At 60.3% G+C, this 17783-nt stretch carries 15 protein-coding genes; 6 read left to right on the top strand and 9 right to left on the bottom strand.

Annotated features, from left to right (window positions below; translation table 11 throughout):
* Positions 1-59 precede the first annotated feature (59 nt).
* From J0A91_RS24395 to J0A91_RS24435, 9 genes are all read right to left on the bottom strand, one after another.
* On the bottom strand, positions 60-983 hold the full coding sequence (locus tag J0A91_RS24395; RefSeq protein WP_069207794.1) for an SMP-30/gluconolactonase/LRE family protein: 924 nt from the start codon (positions 981-983) through the stop codon (positions 60-62).
* Between the two features lie 145 nt (positions 984-1128).
* Positions 1129-3549: a TonB-dependent receptor gene (locus J0A91_RS24400; RefSeq protein WP_240502325.1), complete on the bottom strand. Its 2421-nt coding sequence runs from the start codon at positions 3547-3549 to the stop codon at positions 1129-1131.
* Positions 3550-3767: 218 nt separating this feature from the next.
* A complete protein-coding gene (locus tag J0A91_RS24405; protein WP_069207795.1) occupies positions 3768-4574 on the bottom strand; it encodes an SDR family NAD(P)-dependent oxidoreductase in 807 nt (268 codons plus the stop codon).
* Positions 4564-6180 carry a long-chain-fatty-acid--CoA ligase gene (locus tag J0A91_RS24410; RefSeq protein ID WP_069207796.1) on the bottom strand — a complete coding sequence of 539 codons (1617 nt, stop codon included), beginning with the start codon at positions 6178-6180 and terminating at the stop codon, positions 4564-4566. Before J0A91_RS24410 ends, J0A91_RS24405 begins: the two co-directional genes overlap by 11 nt.
* A 140-nt stretch (positions 6181-6320) precedes the next feature.
* On the bottom strand, positions 6321-6887 hold the full coding sequence (locus J0A91_RS24415) for a 2,4'-dihydroxyacetophenone dioxygenase family protein (protein WP_069207797.1): 567 nt from the start codon (positions 6885-6887) through the stop codon (positions 6321-6323).
* 56 nt (positions 6888-6943) lie between these two features.
* Positions 6944-8023, bottom strand: a complete 1080-nt coding sequence (locus J0A91_RS24420; RefSeq protein ID WP_240502326.1) for a zinc-binding dehydrogenase — start codon at positions 8021-8023, stop codon at positions 6944-6946.
* Positions 8024-8242: 219 nt separating this feature from the next.
* Positions 8243-9250, bottom strand: a complete 1008-nt coding sequence (locus J0A91_RS24425; RefSeq protein ID WP_069207798.1) for an AraC family transcriptional regulator — start codon at positions 9248-9250, stop codon at positions 8243-8245.
* 211 nt (positions 9251-9461) lie between these two features.
* Positions 9462-10205 carry an NAD(P)H-dependent oxidoreductase gene (locus tag J0A91_RS24430; RefSeq protein WP_069207799.1) on the bottom strand — a complete coding sequence of 248 codons (744 nt, stop codon included), beginning with the start codon at positions 10203-10205 and terminating at the stop codon, positions 9462-9464.
* Between the two features lie 82 nt (positions 10206-10287).
* Positions 10288-10911, bottom strand: coding sequence for a TetR/AcrR family transcriptional regulator (locus J0A91_RS24435; RefSeq protein WP_069207800.1), 624 nt, complete (start codon positions 10909-10911; stop codon positions 10288-10290).
* 363 nt (positions 10912-11274) lie between these two features.
* On the opposite strand from J0A91_RS24435, the gene J0A91_RS24440 reads away from it, so the two are divergent.
* From J0A91_RS24440 to J0A91_RS24465, 6 genes are all read left to right on the top strand, one after another.
* The gene (locus J0A91_RS24440; RefSeq protein ID WP_069207802.1) at positions 11275-12396 is read left to right on the top strand and encodes a thiolase family protein; all 1122 of its coding nucleotides are present in this window, start codon (positions 11275-11277) and stop codon (positions 12394-12396) included.
* Between the two features lie 2 nt (positions 12397-12398).
* Complete coding sequence (locus J0A91_RS24445) at positions 12399-14696, top strand: 3-hydroxyacyl-CoA dehydrogenase/enoyl-CoA hydratase family protein (protein ID WP_069207803.1); 2298 nt, start codon at positions 12399-12401, stop codon at positions 14694-14696.
* Between the two features lie 18 nt (positions 14697-14714).
* Positions 14715-16484 (top strand): acyl-CoA dehydrogenase, encoded by a 1770-nt coding sequence (locus J0A91_RS24450; protein WP_069207804.1) that lies wholly within the window; start codon positions 14715-14717, stop codon positions 16482-16484.
* 157 nt (positions 16485-16641) lie between these two features.
* Entirely contained in the window at positions 16642-16905 is a 264-nt protein-coding gene (locus J0A91_RS24455; RefSeq protein WP_069207805.1) for a hypothetical protein, read from the top strand.
* Between the two features lie 75 nt (positions 16906-16980).
* A complete protein-coding gene (locus J0A91_RS24460) occupies positions 16981-17385 on the top strand; it encodes a hypothetical protein (RefSeq protein WP_069207806.1) in 405 nt (134 codons plus the stop codon).
* A 124-nt stretch (positions 17386-17509) separates the two neighbouring features.
* Positions 17510-17779 carry a hypothetical protein gene (locus J0A91_RS24465; protein WP_069207807.1) on the top strand — a complete coding sequence of 90 codons (270 nt, stop codon included), beginning with the start codon at positions 17510-17512 and terminating at the stop codon, positions 17777-17779.
* Positions 17780-17783: the final 4 nt, after the last annotated feature.

The following is a 17783-nucleotide window of genomic DNA, read 5'->3' on the forward strand; positions in this document are numbered from 1 at the left end:
AATATGAAAACGCGGCCAGCGATAGGCGGGATCAGCCATGTCGGTAGGGTCATCTGGCGTCAGCCCGCGAAACGAGATGCCGGTTGTCCCCTGGAGCCAGGCCTGCAGACGAATAGTCCTCCCGCACCCGGTGCGGCGGCCGCGCGATCAGCCATGTCCGCAGTGAATCCCACAAAATCCCAAAGCGGTTCGGGCAAGCGCCCGGCGGCAGTCGTAATGAACAACTCTCCAAGGTCGCTGCCCCCGAACTCGCAGCTCGTGACACCTATGTCCCCGACTTCGACTCGCCCGATTTCCGCGCCATCCGGCGAAAAGCGCCGAACATCGCTCGTTCCGAAAGCCGAAAACCAGACGCATCCTTCATCATCCACGGTCATGCCGTCGATTCCGACACCCTCACATCTAATCACGCTTCTACGATTCGAAATCGTACCACGACGTCCATCAAAATCGAATGCGTCCACTGCGCCGGTAAAGGAATCGATATAATAAAATATCGTTCCATCCGGGCTCCAGCCTAATCCGTTTGAAAGGCCGATCCCCGAGAGCAGCGTTGACACGCCGCCGTCTGGATCTATACGATAGAGTTCGCCTGAACTTGCGCTGCCGTCCAGAGCAAATGTCCCGGACCATAGTCGACCTTGAGGATCGCATTTGGCGTCGTTGAGCTGGACGAGGTCCGGATCCGCACCGGTTTCGGCAAATAGCTCAAGCTCGCCTTCGTGATCGAGGGTGTATATCTCAGTCCCGCTGGTTACGATCAAACCGCCCTCCCGACGAAGGATGACGGCACCTATCTTGCGATCCAGTGTCCAAGAGTTGGTCTGACCCCACTTACCGTCTTTATCAGCCTTCCCTTCATGGATAGTACCGGATGCCTTATCTATCCACAGAACACGATCGTTCAAAATGTCCCAGACGGGGCTTTCACCGATCATATCGCGGGAGTTAACGGCTAGAGTTGCCTTCTTATCAGCGCCCATCGTTCACTATCTCCGGTGAATTCTACATAGTTATTTGTGTCCGGTACGCCGAATGTGACCCCGCCGCGCCATAAGAGGCTCTCGACAGGGGCTTCGAGCGGGCGTTCGATCCGCAACAAGCGATAGAAATCCTGCTATAGCGGCCTCACTGCCCGAATCGATACCGTAACGTCGCCCCGTAGGTCACGGGCATACCGGTGAAGCGATATGTATAATCTGAAACACGGGTGGCGCTGTTGGTGTAATATTTGTTGGTCACATTCCGGCCCCACAACTCAAAGCGAATGCGGCCGTCCTGGGTTTCCACACCCGCCCTCAAATCCAGCAGTGCATAGCCTTTCAGATAGAGCAGGGCCTCCAGCGGTGCCTCTGCGGCACCTCCAGTGGTGAGCACGCTTTGCGTTCCGCTGCGAGCGGAAACGTTACCGCCAACAAAAGCGTCCAAAGCTGAGGATAGTGCGAATCGATACTCTGTATCCACCGTACCTTGCCATTTGGGCGTGAAGGGGAAGGCCTCTCCGACGAAGCTTCCTGATGTGCTATATGGGCCGATCGGATTGATCGGGTTACGCAGCACCTTGGAGTCAATGTAGGTTCCACCGATATTGATGGTCAGCCCACGGACGGGCCGCGCCAGAATGCTGAGTTCGGCTCCCTGAACTTTCGACTTGGGAATGCTGACGAGGGCGGGAAGTGTCCCGAAGGGTGGATTGGCCTTGTAACCCACGAGTTGCTTGTCGCGGTAGTCATAATAGAATGCTGCCGCACTAATCTGAACCTTGCGATCGAACAGCTCTGTCTTGGCGCCAACTTCATAGGCGAGTATCGACTCCTGCTTGATCGGTGCGAGCGACGCGGAAAAGCCCGCCGGAAGCGTCGGGAAACTGCCGGACTTGTACCCTTTCGTCACGTTGGCGTAGAACAATGTCCCGGAGCTGGGCTTATAGCTGACACCGGCGCGCCACGAGAGATTGTCTTCATTGAGGTTGCCAGTCACGAGCCCGGGCAGGCCCGTCTGGCTGTTAAGCGTCGCGCATGCACCAGGCGCAATTGTTGCTGGTGTTCCCGTGATGAGTCCCGACAAAAACCCCAGGGCGGCAGCGACGTCGCCGGTGCCATCGTCACGGCCGCAGCCCTCTCCATGACGCCTCTGATCGGTATAGCGGATCGAACCCTGTAACGTGAGCTGCCGGGTGATATTGTAATCGAGGCTGGCGAAGATGCTGCCCGTCTTCACTTTTTGATCATTGTCGACAATCAGTCCATCGTAGGTAAATGGTCCAACGCTCGCGCCGGTACTTAAATCGGGACCAAGCACCCAATGCTCTTTGACGCGATCATTCTGATAATTGCCCCCGAACATCCAGTGCAGATTATCACCGACTACGCCGCTAAGCCGGAGTTCCTGGGAAAAAGTCTCGATTGTGCCGTGCGTGTCCACGCGATCGACAGGGTAAATGGAGGCGTCGAGATCCAAGGGAGTTGACGTCTTGAAATGAGCATAGGACGTAATTGACGTGAGAGTGATGGCATCGCTCAAATCCACCTCACCGTGCAAAGCAAATTGGTAGAGACTATCGTTCTTCGCGAAATCGAAGCCGGGATCCCAAGCAGCGGCTCGGGCATTTGCTGGCGCTGCCGGAAAGGTCGCGATCGGGAAGGTCGGTGGACGGCCGGTTCCCGCGGGAAAAAGCGGCGTGAATTTGATAAATTGCCCTTGCTGGGTGTCCGACCTGTCCCTCCAGCCCGAAGCCGAAAGGGAGATGCGCACCGTGCTCGTTGGATCCCAGTCAAGGATGGCTCGACCATTCAGAAACCTTTTCTGGCCGATTGTATCGTTATTCACATAGCTTTTTTGCCAGTCGCCCTGATATTCATTTTCCACGGCGATCCGGCCTTTGAGAGTGTCCGTCAGGGGGCCACTGATGAACGCTTCTGTATTGACGCTGTTGAAGCGACCGTAGCCGAGATCAAATCCGGCCTGCAACCGGTTCGTCGGCTTTGCGGCGATATAGTTTATCGCGCCACCGGTGGAATTTTGACCGAACAATGTACCTTGCGGCCCCTTCAATACTTCTACGCGCTCGATATCGAAAAGCGCGCCTCGGGTCATAGCCGAATAGGGGAGCGGGACCTGATCGACATACACGGTGACAGCTGGACTGACGCCAAGTGTTGTATCGTTGAAGCCCACACCTCGAATATAGTAGATCGGCAGCCCGTAGGCGCTCTTTTGGAAGGTAAAGCCCGGGACGATCTTGGCGAGATCGTCTGTGTTTGTGATGCCTGCTGACTTCAGCTGATCGCCGGTGCTTGCCGTGATCGACATCGGCACCTCATTGAGACGTTCGGACCGTTTTTGGGCGGTCACGATAATGTCGCCGGTTTGGCTAGCGTCGGATGTAGGGCTGTTTTCGTTCATTGGACCCGCAGGGGTCAACGTGGCGGAGGTACGGGTCGACGGCACCTGCCCCAACTGTGACCCAGCAACCGCCTGTGCATTTGCCGAGGCCGGGCCGCACAGCGCGGAAACGAGTACGACCCCCTTGAGCGATGCACCCTTCATTATTCCCCTCCCGAGCAACTTTATCAATCTAGGCCACGAACCACAGGCGTCTGCGCGACCAGTTGGGTTGTGGTATTCAGCATGTTGAGCCGGACCAGCTTGGCGAACCGCGCCATAATGTTGACGGATCGCGTCGCGGGGGTTCGAACTCGCTTGAGAGCCTGCCCCGCTCCGACGGGGTTCACTCTTGCGAGCGGATATGCCCCGGCACTGAGGTGTCAGCCCTGCGGTGAGCGGATTTGGCTGCTATATCGTGGTGCTGCTGAAGCGAGTGAGATGCGGGTCGAAAGCTCCCGGCGCAGACCCTCGTATCGCTCCCAATCGTCGGCGTTCTGAAGCGCCGGAAGCGTCACGACTTCCCCGAGATCAAGTCCGGTCAGCGCCGCATCCACCATCTCGCCTGCCTCCATCACGATCTCTTTCGGAAGATTTTGGTGAGGAAGGCCGGCATGGCTCCAGAATTCAGTGGCGGTCGCCCCCGGCAGTACCGCCTGCACCCTTATCCCTTTGTCGCTCAACTCATGATGCATGGACTGGGTTAATGCGAGGACGAAAGCTTTGGAGGCGCCATAAACCCCATTCAGCGTTTCTGGAGAGATCGCAACGACGGAGGCAATATTGATAATGGTCCCGCCTCCATGCGCAACGAACGCAGTTGCTGCTGCATAAGTGAGCCGTGTGAGAGCAAGAACATTGAGATCGATGATCGCCGCCATGGCCTGGACGTCGGAGTTCAGCAACGGCGTGACGGCACCCACGCCCGCATTGTTCACGAGCATCGTGATGTCCAGGCGTTCGCCCAACAGTCGCTCAATGCGTGCGAGATCGTCCTGGTGGCCAAGATCGGCGGTCACAGTCTCGATGCTGCGCCCGGTCTCCGCGCGCAATCGCTCGGCGATCGCCTCCAGGCGATCACCGTTTCGCGCCACCAGCACGAGGTCGTAACCACGCCGCGCCAGCCGATCGGCATAGATGGCGCCAATTCCTGCGGATGCGCCGGTTATCAACGCGCTGTTACGGGCCATGGATATCTCCTTGAGTTGCTATGCGGGTGCTCAGCACCGCGTTCGGCTCGGACTCGGCATTTTGTCGGAGCAGCCTCTTGTCGATTTTGCCGACGCTCGTGCGCGGAAGGCTGTCGCGGAACACGATCTCGTCCGGAACGGCATAGGGACTGATGTGCCCACCTGTCGCGAATTGGGCCAGAAACGCTCGAAGTTCTTGCGGTGGCGGCGCTGCCGTTCCCGGTGAGCCCACCACAAAAGCTTTGGGGCGCTCACCCCATTTCTTGCTGGGGATGGCGATGACGGCTGCTTCCGAGACGGCGGGGTGCGACATGAGCAACGCCTCGATCTCGATCGACGACACCCATTCGCCGCCCGTCTTGATGACGTCCTTGATCCGGTCGACGATCCGAACGCCGCCATCTGGATCTATCTCGGCGATATCCTGGGTGTGCAGCCAGCCATCCTCCCACAGCGCGTCCGATGCGTCCTGGGCGGCATAGCCCTGGGTTACCCAGGGCGCACGCACCTGGAGTTCCCCGCGTCCATCCGGCTCTGTCCGCATGTGAACAAGCGGGATCGGAAAGCCGGCACGGCATTTGCTATCTATGGTGTCCTCCGGTCCGGAGCGCCCGATCGACAGGATCGGTCCCGTCTCGGACATACCGTAGCCGCAAACCGTCACGATCCCCTTCCTGGCGGCTTCCCGGGCCAGGTCTGGAGACAGCGCTGACCCGCCCACCAGCATTGTCCAGGGGGCCAACGACTCCGATGCGGCATCAAGGACCATCCGCAGCAGTGTCGGAACACCATGGGAGAAAGTGACGCCTTCCTGCTTCTTGAGTGCAAGAAGCGTCCCCGGATCATAACGACCGGGATACACCTGCTTCAGGCCCAGCATGGTTGCGATATAGGGCAGGCCCCAGGCGTGGACGTGGAACAGCGGGGTCATCGGCATATAGACGTCGCTCCGGCGCAGGCCTTGGCCATCTGGTTGATTGGCCAGGGTTGCGCTGGCAGCGAGCGTGTGCAGAACGATCTGCCGGTGCGTGAAGAATACCTGCTTGGGATCGCCCGTTGTCCCGGTGGTATGAAAGGTTGTGGCGATCGCGTTCTCGTCAAAGTCAGAGAACGGAAATTCAGGAAGCGCCGCCGCTAACAGCGCTTCGTAGGTGCCAGGCTCATCGCCATCGATGAGCCGAACGACATGCTCCAGGTCGGGAAGGGCGTCTCGCAGGTCCTCGACGACCGGTTCGAATTCAGCATGGCACAAGAGAAGCTTCGCGCCCGCCTGGCGAAGAGTGAATCCGATGACATCCCGTGACAGGCGCACGTTGACCGTCTGGAGAACGGCGCCCATCATCGGAATCGCGAAATAGCATTCAAGGTAGCGATGGCTGTCCCAGTCCATGACAGCCACGGTGTCGCCTGCCTGTACTCCAAGTGAGCGGAGGAGCGAAGCCAGCCGATGAATGCGCTCGCGGAGCGCGACATAGGAAAAGCGCCGTCCCGCGCTGACAATTTCAGTCGTCCGGTACTGCTTGACCGAGGCCAGCAACTGACCGATGAGCAAGGGATAGGAATAAGCCTCCCGCCCCGCGATATTCACCAGCCTCGGTTCTGCCACAGATCGAGTTCCTGTCGTCAAGTAGGAGAGGGCGAAGGTTGTCGTGGACCTTCGATGAATATTGTCGTGGAATTACGCCAGGAAACATTGCAGGATGTCTCCATCATTGACCGGCGGCCGCGCGTATTGCGAACGGAGCATCATTCTGCCAACGCGGCAACGCGATTCGGTTGGGTCTTCACCTCGACCTGGCGTGCCGTTCCACCCGAGAGGTAGGGAACCGTCACCCCGCCATTGGCCTGCGCCCATTGTTCGGTCAGTGCGCGGACGGTGACAGCGTCAAGCGTCGAGTGGAACTGCCCATCATCGGTGAAACCGATGTTGGCACCGTTCACGATGAACAACACCACCGTGTCTTCCGTGTTGGTGTCAGGGACGTAGAAGGTGTGCATCGACGAAGCCGGCTCGTACAGATAGGAACCCTGCACTTGGACTTGGTCGGGATACTCCTTGTAGATCCAGCTGCCCTTGAGCGTTAAGCCATGCACTGCACCGGTATGAAGATGCGTCGGAAGCGTGGCGCCCGGCGCAAATGTGCCCATCACCGTCCAGACCCCCATTTCGGGATCGAGAAGCAGCGGCTGAAAGCTGATGCCGGGGCCTGCACCATCCTTGAGAAGCGGCACCTCGTTCACGTTCAGTGTCAGTAGCCTGTCCTGCGGGAGGAAGAGGACGGGGGCGTTATCGGATGCGGCGGTGGCGGTCATGGTCTTCTCCTGTGTTTGTATCTCTGTAACTCCGCTTCACTGGCGGTCATCGATCATCACGGAATGACGACGATCTTGGCGTCTCGCTCTGGATCTTTGAGCCTTGCGAAAGCCTCGGGCACGCCTTCGAGACCGACATGGCTCGTGATCAGAGCGCCAGCATCGAGTTTGCCCGATGCGATATGATCGAACGCTTCCGCATATTCATCCATCGCGAACGCAATGCAGAAGACGATGTCCACCTCCTTGATGATGGCAAAGGAGGGATAGAATTTGTCGAGCTCCATGCAGAGACCTGCAACCACGATCTTGCTGCAGGGAGCGGCGCCGGCGAGGATCTGCTGGATGATGCCCGGTATGCCAACGCATTCGAACACGACCGACGGCCGGAATGCGTGGCCGGGAAACATCTGGGTCTGACGCCCGAACTGGCTGAGGTCGGTGGCGGCAGCCACGGCCCTCCAGCTATCATATGGCGAAGTCTCACGGGGATCGACGACGACATCCGCACCGATCATCTTTGCCATCCGGCGGCGCGACGGCGAGAAGTCCGCCGCAACGATCGGACCTATTCCGCGCATCTTGAGGACCGCAATCACGGCGAGCCCGATCGGCCCGCAACCGATCACGATCGGAACGTCATTGGCACCCAGCTTGCCGCGGTTCACAGCATGCAATGCGACGGCCAACGGCTCGGCGAGCGTCGCCAGATCACTGGGCAGATGCTGCGGCACCGGAATCAGCATGTCTTCCGATAGCAGCATATATTCGGCGTAGCCGCCGGGCGTCTGCGGGGTTCCAAAAACGAGCGAAACCGGTTCTGGCCTTAGCAGAAAGGGGGCGGAGACGGCGCGCGTGCCTGGTGAGAGGGTCTTGCGGCAATTGGGCCCGTATTCGAGCACCTCCGCGCAGATCTCGTGACCCATGATGACAGGATCATCAAACCCGAACAGGTCGATGCCCGCAACCTCCTTCGCACTTGACAGCAACTGACGACCGTGGGCGGCGCAGTGAAGGTCGCTGCCGCAAATGCCACACGCCAGAGTTTTCACGAGCACTTCGCGCGGTCCGGGCTGCGGAATGGGGAATTCGGCCAATGAGAGATCGCCGGACTGCATGACGACCGCGCGCATCATGCTGCAACCACCAACTCGACGGGCGAGATCCGCAACGCTCCGAAATATTCGATCCAGGCCACCATTTCAGATCCTCATCCTTCGCGGCAGACTCTATCGTCTACCATCTTGATGTTGCGTGGATCATACCGCGCCCGGTGTCGGCTAACTTGTCATTTCACGAGTATTGTTTACCATTTCGCGACCGGCTCGTGGGCGGTCAAACCGGGCACGTATCGTTCAAGCGCTCAATGGCCGCTTGTATCGGCTGGCGATCAGCTGACGGGGCGTTTGCCCGTACCAGCGCCGGCAAGCGCGCGAATAACCGCTCTGCTCCGAGTAGCCGAGCATATTCGCGATTTGTGAAGCGCGTGGGATGCGTTCCGATAACTGCCAGGCCATTTCGCGACGGACTTCGTCGAGAATCGCCTCAAACGAAGTTCCATATTCCGACAGCCGTCGTTGAAGAATGCGCGGATGCACGATCAGGGCTCGCGCGACGTCGACGAGATTGGCCTGGTTGATCTTGAGCATGCGATGAATAAGTTCGCGCACATGTTCGACGAGCGGCAGCGCTGACCCTATTTGAGAAAGGTAATTCTCCGCCATCGCCAAGATCGTCGGATCATGGCCAGGAATCGGCTTGCTTAGCACCGCTAGCGGCACATGTATGGAATTGAGTTCGCAGCCGAATTCGACCGGGGAGCCGAAGAATTGGCGATAAGCGGTCGGGGGCGAGATGGCGCGGTGCTGCATCGTGACCCGGAGCGGCGCGAAATCGGGTCCGAGCATCAGCCGGAATGCCTCCATCGTGAGCATCAGGCCTTTTTCAATCCAATGATCTCGATAAGCCATCTGCCGCAGGGCTATCTCAAGCGTGAACACGGCGGTGCTTCGCCCACGTCGCAGTGCCGCGATGTCGGGCGGCGCGCAATGATACAGATATCGCGATACGCCCTCGATGGCATCGCCGACCGTTTCGGCATGCCGGATCAGCACCGCGACGGGTCCGAGGCTTTGCACCCCCTGCTTGCGAGCGAGCCGCATGCCGAAATCGGGACAATTCAGATCGGCGGCGGTCTCCCCCACCAAGGTCGCCACCGCAGTGTAGCGCAAGAGCCGGTCTGCCACCCCCACGGCTGCCGGGGCGATGTTGTGCGCGGTAAGCAGCCGGTCCGGGTCGCCACCCAATTCCCTGACCAGGGCAGGATAGTTCAGCAGGACGGTCCCGGAGATCAGGTCAGCCATAGTCGCGAAAAGGTAAATCGGGTTCGCTTAATGTCAAGTTTCGTACGCCGAGGCGGCCTGAGAAAGGGTCGGGAAATTTGCGGAATATGTCGGGCGGATCCCTTTCCATGCAGGATGAGTCGACTCCATGCTCGGAGCGAGCTGAAGGTCGAGGGATCCGTGGACCGCTCCAGAAAACCGCGCCACACAAGCCGGTCCCGATCCAAGCGTCTCATGCTCCCAAAGGCGCAAAGCTGGCGTCGAAAGCATCGAGGTTCGGCATCGGGAGCACAGGATGGCTATCGAGATCGGCGACGTAACGGCGAAGCTGTTCCAACATTCCCGCCCGCTCATTCTGACTGAGATATGGCACGTGATAGGCGGTGAATGGTGCGATCACCTCAAGGCCGGTATAGCCAAGCGTGCCCTGCAGGAAGTGGCGCAATAGCCCAGTTTCCAATTCGCCATGCAGCGAGCCGGGGCCGAACATATGCTCCCTGCCTCCCAGGCTGAAGACCGCCAGGGCGCGCTTGCCGCGCAAGCCGCCACTGCCATAGATTCGGCGTCCGCCATAAAAGGGGCCCGAGATCCACACTCTATCAATCCAGCCCTTCAGGATCGCTGGAAGGCTGAACCAGAATATCGGGAAGGTAAATATGAGGAGATCGGCGGCCAGGACCTTGGCGATTTCCTCGGTGATCTCCGCCGGCAGCGTGCCCGTCTCGTAAGCATGTCGCTGCTCCAGCGCATAGACCAGATGATCTTCATTCTTGCGACTGGGGAAGTCGGAGGGCGACAGGACGGGATTGAAGCCCATAGCGTAGAGATCGGATTCCGTAATCGTCCAGCCCTCGCCGGCCAGTTCATTCCTGATGGTATCACGCATCGCCGATACGAAGCTGTCCGCTTCGGAATGGGCATGGATGAGGAGAACCGTGTGGGTTCCGGCCTGCTTTTCCGTTTCAGGGCTATCCATTGGCAATTCCTTCCGTAATTTCGAGTAGTCATTGCAAAGAACACCTGTCGAAACTGGGCGCTGAATATGATGCGCACGCGGCTCACCGTTGCGACTGCCGAAATATCTGGACGATCTGGCGCGCTATCTCCTGGGGCGCCAAGCGACCGTCCTTGTACCATCCACTCACATTGTTGAGCAGCGTCAGGAGCAGCAGACGGTAAACACCGCGGTCGACTGCGGGATCCAGCGGCAGATCGGTGACCAGGTCGCGAAAAATATGTTCGAATTCGTCGCGCTTTGCGATGAGTCGCGCGCGGATTTCCATTGGTACCGAGGCAAAATCTTTCATCAGCGGCATCGTCAGCGAGGCGGGGTCCAGCTGGATCTCCAGCATGGTTATGCAGGCCGCCTCGAGCCGGTCCCACGGGTCGACAAATTGTGAGATCGCGAAAGCAATGCGGTCCTCCGCCATTTGCAGGGCGATATCGTGGATGCGGACGAAGAGGGCCTCCTTCGATTTGATATAGTGATAGAGCGATCCTCCCAGCAGTCCGACCTGTTCGCCGATATCGCGGACAGAGGTTGCGGCGTAGCCGCGTTCCGCGAACAAGGTGGCGGCAGCTTCCAGAACATCCTTGTGTCGGTCGCTGACATTTTCCTGCTGCAATGCGCTTCCAAGCCTGCTCCGCGGCACTTTGGCATCCGGGTTCTCGTGTTCGGTCATCGCAAATCTGGCTGCCTTTCTGAGCGAATTATCATCACCGCATAACGGCGGACCGCGCTTGTCGCGACCGTCCGCTTCCGCTCCTCACATAGCAGGCAATCTCTGCTTGCTAACTGTATCGACCGTTTGATACAAGCGCCACGACAAAGCGACGCGCATCGGTGCCGCCGCGGAGGGCGCAATTCCAAATGGCCAGCAGCGCGGAGAGATTCGCCGATGATCGGCTCGGAATCGGCATTTTGGCGATCGCCGATCGGTTTGGCGGGTATCCGCACGATGCTCCGGCTGCGGGAGAATTCCGATCGAGATTCATCGCGACCGACCGGTTCGACACCAAAAATCCAGGCTTGAGGACGAGCGAAAATGACAACCGCCTACATTGTTGATTACCTGCGCAGCCCCTTTACGCCCGCCTATCGAGGTTCTCTCTCAACCGTGCGACCCGATGACCTCGTGGCCGAGATCATCAAGGCCCTGGTCGGCCGGTCGGGCATCGATCCGAATGAGATCGAAGACGTCAATCTGGGCTGCGCGTTTCCCGAGGGAGAGCATGGTCTCAACATCGCGCGCTGCGCCGCGCTGATTGCGGGCTTGCCGCAATCGGTCGGCGGCTCGACGGTCAACCGCTGGTGCGGTTCGTCGATGCAGGCAGTCCAGATGGCGGCTGGGGCCATCGCCATGGGCGCCGGGGATGTCTTCATCGCCGGCGGCGTCGAGACGATGAGCCGGGTTCCGATGATGGGCTTCAATCCGATGCCCAATCCGCGGTGGAGCGATGCCCAGCGCACCGCATTCCTCAACATGGGGCTGACGGCGGAAAATCTCGCAGATCGCTACGACATCTCGCGGGAAGAGCAGGACGCCTACTCTCTGGAAAGCCAGAACAAGGCGCTCGCGGCGCGTGCCGATGGACGACTGGCCTCCGAACTCGCGCCGATCGGCGATGTCGGCGCTGATGGCTGTCCGCGTGCAACGGACGCTGAAAAGCTTGCCGGTCTCAAGACCGCGTTCAAGGCGGATGGCTCCGTCACCGCAGGTAATTCCTCACCCTTGACCGACGGAGCGTCGGCGACGCTCGTCTGCTCGGAAGCCTTCGTGCAACGCAACAAGCTGACACCGCTGGCGCGAATCGCGGGTTATGCAATCTCGGGATGCGCGCCGGAGATCATGGGGATCGGGCCTGTCGAAGCCAGCCGCAAGGCTTTGAAGCGCGCAGGCGTCACCGCCGCCCAGCTGGACGTCATCGAGATGAACGAGGCGTTCGCCGCGCAAGTGCTCGCCTGCTGCCACGATCTCGATATCGAACCGGCGCGCCTGAATCGCGACGGCGGCGCGATCGCGTTGGGTCATCCGCTCGGCGCCACCGGCGCCAGGCTGGTTGGCAAGGCGTCGCTGCTGCTCAAGCGCGATGGAGGCCGGCACGCGCTGGCGACCCAGTGCATCGGCGGTGGCCAAGGGATTGCAATGGTATTGGAGGCCGCTTGAGCATGACCGAGATTCGTACTGCCGCAGTGATCGGCGCGGGCGTCATGGGCTCAGGCATCGCAGCTCATCTTGCAAATGCCGGGCTCGACGTGATCCTGCTGGATACGGATAAGGCCTTGGCGGATGCCGGCATTGCCCGGCAGCTCAAGGCCGGCGGCTTCATGGATCCCGCCTTCGCCAACCGGATCAGCACGGGGTCGACGGCGGACGACCTCTCGCGTCTTGTCGAAGCCGACTGGATCGTGGAGGCGGTGGCCGAGAATCTGGAGATTAAGCAGGGCCTCTATCGTGCGATCGAAGGTGTTCGAAAGGCCGGCTCGATCGTCTCCTCCAATACATCGACCATTCCGCTCGCGGATCTTGCGACAGGACTGCCGGAGCGGTTCGCCGCCGATTTCCTCATCACGCACTTTTTCAATCCGCCACGCATCATGCGCTTGCTGGAACTGGTCTCCGGTGAGGCGGCCAGGCCGGAGGTGACCTCGACCATCAGCGCGTTCGCTGACCGATCGCTCGGCAAGACGGTCGTCACTTGCAAGGACACGCCCGGCTTCATCGCCAACCGCATCGGCAATTACTGGCTGTCCGTCGGGCTGAATGAAGCGATCAGCCTTGGCATCGACGTCGAAGAAGCCGATGCCGTTCTCGGCAAGCCCTTCGGCATCCCCGCGACCGGCATATTCGGTCTGCTCGATCTCGTGGGCATCGACCTGTTGCCGATGGTCTTGCGGAGCCTGCAACGTGCAACCGGCGCTGACGACGCGATCCAGGATTATGCGGCCGAGCCGCTGCTGATCGCGCACATGATCGCGGAGAACCGCCTGGGCCGCAAGAGCGGCGCAGGCTTCACGCGCCTCTCGGCTGACCGCAGGACGCGCGAGGTGATCGACCTTGCGACCGGCGACTACCGCCCGCAGAAACCCGTTTCTTCCGAAAGCCTGGCTGCTGCGCGCGGTGATCCGCGTTCGCTGATGGAGCAGCCGGGGAGCGGTGGCCGCTTTGCCGCCGCCGTCATGGAGCGGACTTTGGCCTATGCGGCTTCACTGGTGCCGGATATCGCCGACACGCCGGAGGCGGTCGATGAAGCGATGCGCTCCGGCTATGGCTGGAAGCAGGGGCCGTTGGAACTGATCGACCGGCTGGGCGCCGCCTGGTTCAAGGCCCGGCTCGAAGCCCGAGGCGCGGCCGTACCCGCCTATCTGGCGCTCGCCGCCCGGGAGGGAGGCTTTTATGCGGTCAAAGGCGGCCGGCGGTCCAGCCTCCGCCCTGATGGTGCCACCGCACCCGTGAGCCGCGGCGATGATGTGCTGCTGCTGTCCGACCTCGCTTTGGCGGGCGAGCCGGTCGCCGTCTGGGAGACGGCGCAACTCTGGGATCTGGGCGAGGGCGTTGCCTGTTTTGAGATCCGTACCAAGCTGAATACGTTCAGCACGGATCTGCTCGATGCGATCGAGCAGGCGGTCGAGCGCTGTCGTGCCGACTTCAAGGCGCTGGTGATCGGTAGCGACGCGCCATATTTCAGCGCGGGTGCTGACCTGCGCGTGTTTCTCGACACGTTCGAGAAGGGTGGGCGTGGGGCGATCGGGGCCTTCATCGATCAAGGGCACCGCACGTTCAAGGCCATCAAGTATGCGCCTTTCCCGATCGTGGCCGCCGCCTCGGGTATCGCGCTGGGCGGCGGTTGCGAGCTCCTTTTGCACTGTGATGCCATCCAGGCCCATGCTGAGCTGTCCATGGGGCTTGTCGAGACCAAGGTCGGGCTCATCCCCGGCTGGGGTGGCTGCAAGGAGATGCTGGTCAGACAGTCCTCCGCCGCGCACGCTCCGCACGGCCCGGTTGCGGCGGCGCTTTCCGTTTTCAACATCATAGCCCCCGCCAGGACAACGACCAGCGCCTTCGATGCCCGAACGCTTGGTTTCCTGCGGCCGGCGGATGGCATCACGATGAATCGCGATCGCCTGCTCGGGGATGCCAAGGCCAAGGCGCTCGAACTGGCTGAGGGCTATGTTCCGCCTGAGCCGATCCAGATCGCACTCGCTGGTCCCTCCGGCGCAAGCGCGCTCAACAACATATTGGACGGCGAGGCGCTGGCCGGCCGGATCACCGCGCACGACAAGGTGATCGGCATGGCGCTTGCCAACGTGCTGACGGGCGGTCTAGCGGCCGACCCCGTGAAACCGCAGAGCGAGGATGCGATCCTAGCGCTCGAACGCGAAGCGTTCGTGGATCTTCTCGCAACGCCTGCATCGCTCGATCGCATCCGGCACATGCTGACAACCGGCAAGCCACTGCGCAACTGACGAAGATTAGGAAATCTCATGGCTGCCTATGTTCCCCCGATTGAAGACATAACGTTTCTGCTTGGTGACGTGTTCGATTTCGACGCCGTGGTGAGAGTGCTGCCCGGTTTTGAAGACATCGATACGGCGCTCGCCACGAGTATCCTCGAGGAGGGTGGCAAGTTCTGTGCCGAGGTCCTCGAGCCTCTCAATCGTCCCGGTGACGAGGAAGGCTGTCGTCTGGAGAACGGCCAGGCGATAACGCCGGCGGGCACGATCGATGCCTATAGCGCGTTCGTAGCGGCTGGTTGGCCGGGACTCTCAGGTGACGCGAAATATGGTGGGCAGGGCCTGCCGCGTGTCCTGCAGATCCTGCTCGACGAGATGATCGCCTCGGCTAATCTTTCGTTCGGCCTTTTCCCGGGCCTGACGCGTGGCGCGGTGGAGGCGATTGGCCACCACGCGAGCGACGCATTGAAGGCCACCTACCTGCCCAAAATGATCTCGGGCGAATGGACAGGCGCTATGGCGCTGACAGAATCCTCGGCCGGCACCGACCTCGGCCTGCTCTCCACCCGCGCCCAGCCCGTGGGCGACGGATCCTACGCGATCACGGGCACCAAGATCTTCATCTCATCGGGCGATCATGATCTCGGCGGCAACATCGTCCACTTGGTGCTGGCGCGGCTCCCTGATGCTCCAAAGGGGGTGAAGGGTATCAGCCTGTTCCTGTCGCCGAAATTCCTCGTCAACAAGGATGGTTCGCTCGGGTCGCGCAACGGCATGTCGGTCGGTTCGCTAGAGCATAAGATGGGGATCCACGCCCAGCCGACTTGCGTCATGAATTATGACGGTGCGATCGGCTGGCTGGTCGGCGAGCCGGGCCGGGGATTGAACGCCATGTTCACGATGATGAATGCTGAGCGTTTGTTCGTGGGAATCCAGGGGCTCGCGATCGGCGAGGCCGCCAACCAGAAAGCTGTCGCTTACGCCCGCGAGCGTTTGCAGGGGAGATCGGCCGATGGCGCGCGCGGGCCTGTTCCGATCATAGAGCATGCTGACGTAAGGAAAATGCTGATGACCGGGCGCGCGCTGACCGACGCCGGTCGTGCGCTTGCCGTCTGGACCGCGTTGCAGATGGACGTCGCGGCGCGTCATCCCGACGCCGAGACGCGGCGCGTGGCCGATGGTTTCGTTGCTCTCCTGACGCCAGTGGTCAAGGCTGCCTTCACCGACTTCGGCTTCGAGACCGCCGTCATGTCGCAGCAGGTGTTCGGTGGCCACGGCTATATCCGCGAGTGGGGGATGGAGCAATATGTCCGCGACGCCCGCATCACGCAGATTTACGAAGGCACCAACGGGGTGCAGGCGATGGATCTGGTGGGCCGGAAGGTGCCGATAGAGAATGGCGGTCTGGTCAAGCGATTCTTCGCGATGATCGCTCATGACCTGCAGGCAGCCGCTGGCGACGCCAACCTCGGCGAAGCCGTTAATGCTACCAGCGAGGCGCTCATCCGGCTGGAAGGATTGACCGACTATATGCTGGCGAAGGGAACGGATCTGGAAGAAGCCGGCGCAGCCGCCACAGACTATCTGCGTTCTCTTGCATTGGTGACCTATGGGTGGCTCTCGGTGCGGATGGCCGTCAAGGCGGCGGCCAAGGCAAATGCCGTACCTGGACTGACGCAGCGTAAAACAGCCCTCGCCCGCTTCTTTGCAGCACGCCTCCTGCCTCAGACGATCGCGCTCGACGCCGCGATCCGCGCCGGGGCAGCCGATGTCGTTGGGCTCGAATCTGAATTGCTTTGAATGATGATTTGAGGCCGGGCACGGTTCAGAGACCGCTCTCAGCGCTCTGCTCAACCGATAAGAACATGATCAGCTCGGCACCCGTTCTCACTGTCAGTAAGTCGTCCCAGGCGAGGCAACGCTCGGTGATTACGGTCAAGGTCAAGCGAGCAGTTCAATGCTGGTTATGGTGCTAGTGATCATCTATAGGAATGCGAGGTTCATTAGCATTCACGATGATGAAAGCAGCGCATCCGCTGCTCTTACGGAGTTTATGGAAGGGCGCTGGATTGAACGATTCGGTGAGGATTTTCCGGGTACTTCCTTATCAATCGAGGAGCGCACCCGCCGGTTCTTCGCGGAGGAAGACAGCACATATATTTTAGGGGAAGCGGACCTGTCGGAAGTCGAGGCCCACATCGATGCAGCGCTGCGCAGCTGAGATTTCGATGCGGCCTTTCGGGGACGAACCGCTTACGCTCGGCCGCATCTCGTGTGTGAATGCAGCGAGGGCGTCATGTTCGAATGCTTGATCATGGGCGATAGCACGGGCGTCGGAACCGCGAGCGCGATCAATGCGCGGCGGACGATGCATTGTGACGTGATCGCCGCGGAGCGCGCTACCGCGAAACAGATTCTCGCATGGCGCAAGTCGACGAAGACCTATGGCACTGCGATTCTTGCTGTTGGATCGAACGATATTCCGGGACCGGCGTTGGCGCGCGATCTCGCCAAAATGAGGTCGACCCTGGCGACGCGCCGGGTAATTTGGCTTCTTCCCTATTCGCGTCCCGCCGCCGGCGTCGTGAACTCGGTTGCAATTTCGTTCAACGACGAGACATTGGATCTCGCACGGTTTCCATCAAAGGATAGAGTTCACCCGGCCCGCTACGAGGACATCGCGAAGGCATTGCTCAAATAGGTTTCGCGCGTTCGGCAGGTCTATGAGTATAAGCTGTTGGGCCCGGTATAGACTGGAATGCGTAGTGGAAGCAGGACCTCTGTAAATAGGCGTCCAACCGGGACCTCGAGGCTGGAGACATTGGATGGCCCTTCTATCGCAGACTGAAATCTCGAACTGGATGGCCCTGTATGCTGCCGCGGGCCTCTGCTGTGGCATAGCCGTGACGCTTTCCATCGCGGCGTCGCTTTCCGAGCTGTATCGCGAACGAGCTTGGGTCGGGCTGAAATCCACCAGGGATGTTCTGCGCTTCATCCCCAAGACATGGTGGCTGTGGCAGAAGCGTTATCTGCTTTCTACGCCCATGACGCTTCTCATCGTGGGCTCGTTCGCGGCTACGCTGTCGTGGAACTGAATGT

Origin of the sequence: Sphingomonas panacis (assembly GCF_001717955.1) — a bacterium.
Classification (GTDB): Bacteria; Pseudomonadota; Alphaproteobacteria; order Sphingomonadales; family Sphingomonadaceae; genus Sphingomonas; species Sphingomonas panacis.

Bases quoted from the DNA above. Each gene is read 5' to 3' on its own strand.
- J0A91_RS24395 (WP_069207794.1), bottom strand. From the start codon at position 983: ATGGGCGCTGATAAGAAGGCAACTCTAGCCGTTAACTCCCGCGATATG.
- J0A91_RS24400 (WP_240502325.1), bottom strand. From the start codon at position 3,549: ATGAAGGGTGCATCGCTCAAGGGGGTCGTACTCGTTTCCGCGCTGTGC.
- J0A91_RS24405 (WP_069207795.1), bottom strand. From the start codon at position 4,574: ATGGCCCGTAACAGCGCGTTGATAACCGGCGCATCCGCAGGAATTGGC.
- J0A91_RS24415 (WP_069207797.1), bottom strand. From the start codon at position 6,887: ATGACCGCCACCGCCGCATCCGATAACGCCCCCGTCCTCTTCCTCCCG.
- J0A91_RS24420 (WP_240502326.1), bottom strand. From the start codon at position 8,023: ATGATGCGCGCGGTCGTCATGCAGTCCGGCGATCTCTCATTGGCCGAA.
- J0A91_RS24425 (WP_069207798.1), bottom strand. From the start codon at position 9,250: ATGGCTGACCTGATCTCCGGGACCGTCCTGCTGAACTATCCTGCCCTG.
- J0A91_RS24430 (WP_069207799.1), bottom strand. From the start codon at position 10,205: ATGGATAGCCCTGAAACGGAAAAGCAGGCCGGAACCCACACGGTTCTC.
- J0A91_RS24435 (WP_069207800.1), bottom strand. From the start codon at position 10,911: ATGACCGAACACGAGAACCCGGATGCCAAAGTGCCGCGGAGCAGGCTT.
- J0A91_RS24440 (WP_069207802.1), top strand. From the start codon at position 11,275: ATGACAACCGCCTACATTGTTGATTACCTGCGCAGCCCCTTTACGCCC.
- J0A91_RS24445 (WP_069207803.1), top strand. From the start codon at position 12,399: ATGACCGAGATTCGTACTGCCGCAGTGATCGGCGCGGGCGTCATGGGC.
- J0A91_RS24450 (WP_069207804.1), top strand. From the start codon at position 14,715: ATGGCTGCCTATGTTCCCCCGATTGAAGACATAACGTTTCTGCTTGGT.
- J0A91_RS24455 (WP_069207805.1), top strand. From the start codon at position 16,642: ATGCTGGTTATGGTGCTAGTGATCATCTATAGGAATGCGAGGTTCATT.
- J0A91_RS24460 (WP_069207806.1), top strand. From the start codon at position 16,981: ATGTTCGAATGCTTGATCATGGGCGATAGCACGGGCGTCGGAACCGCG.
- J0A91_RS24465 (WP_069207807.1), top strand. From the start codon at position 17,510: ATGGCCCTTCTATCGCAGACTGAAATCTCGAACTGGATGGCCCTGTAT.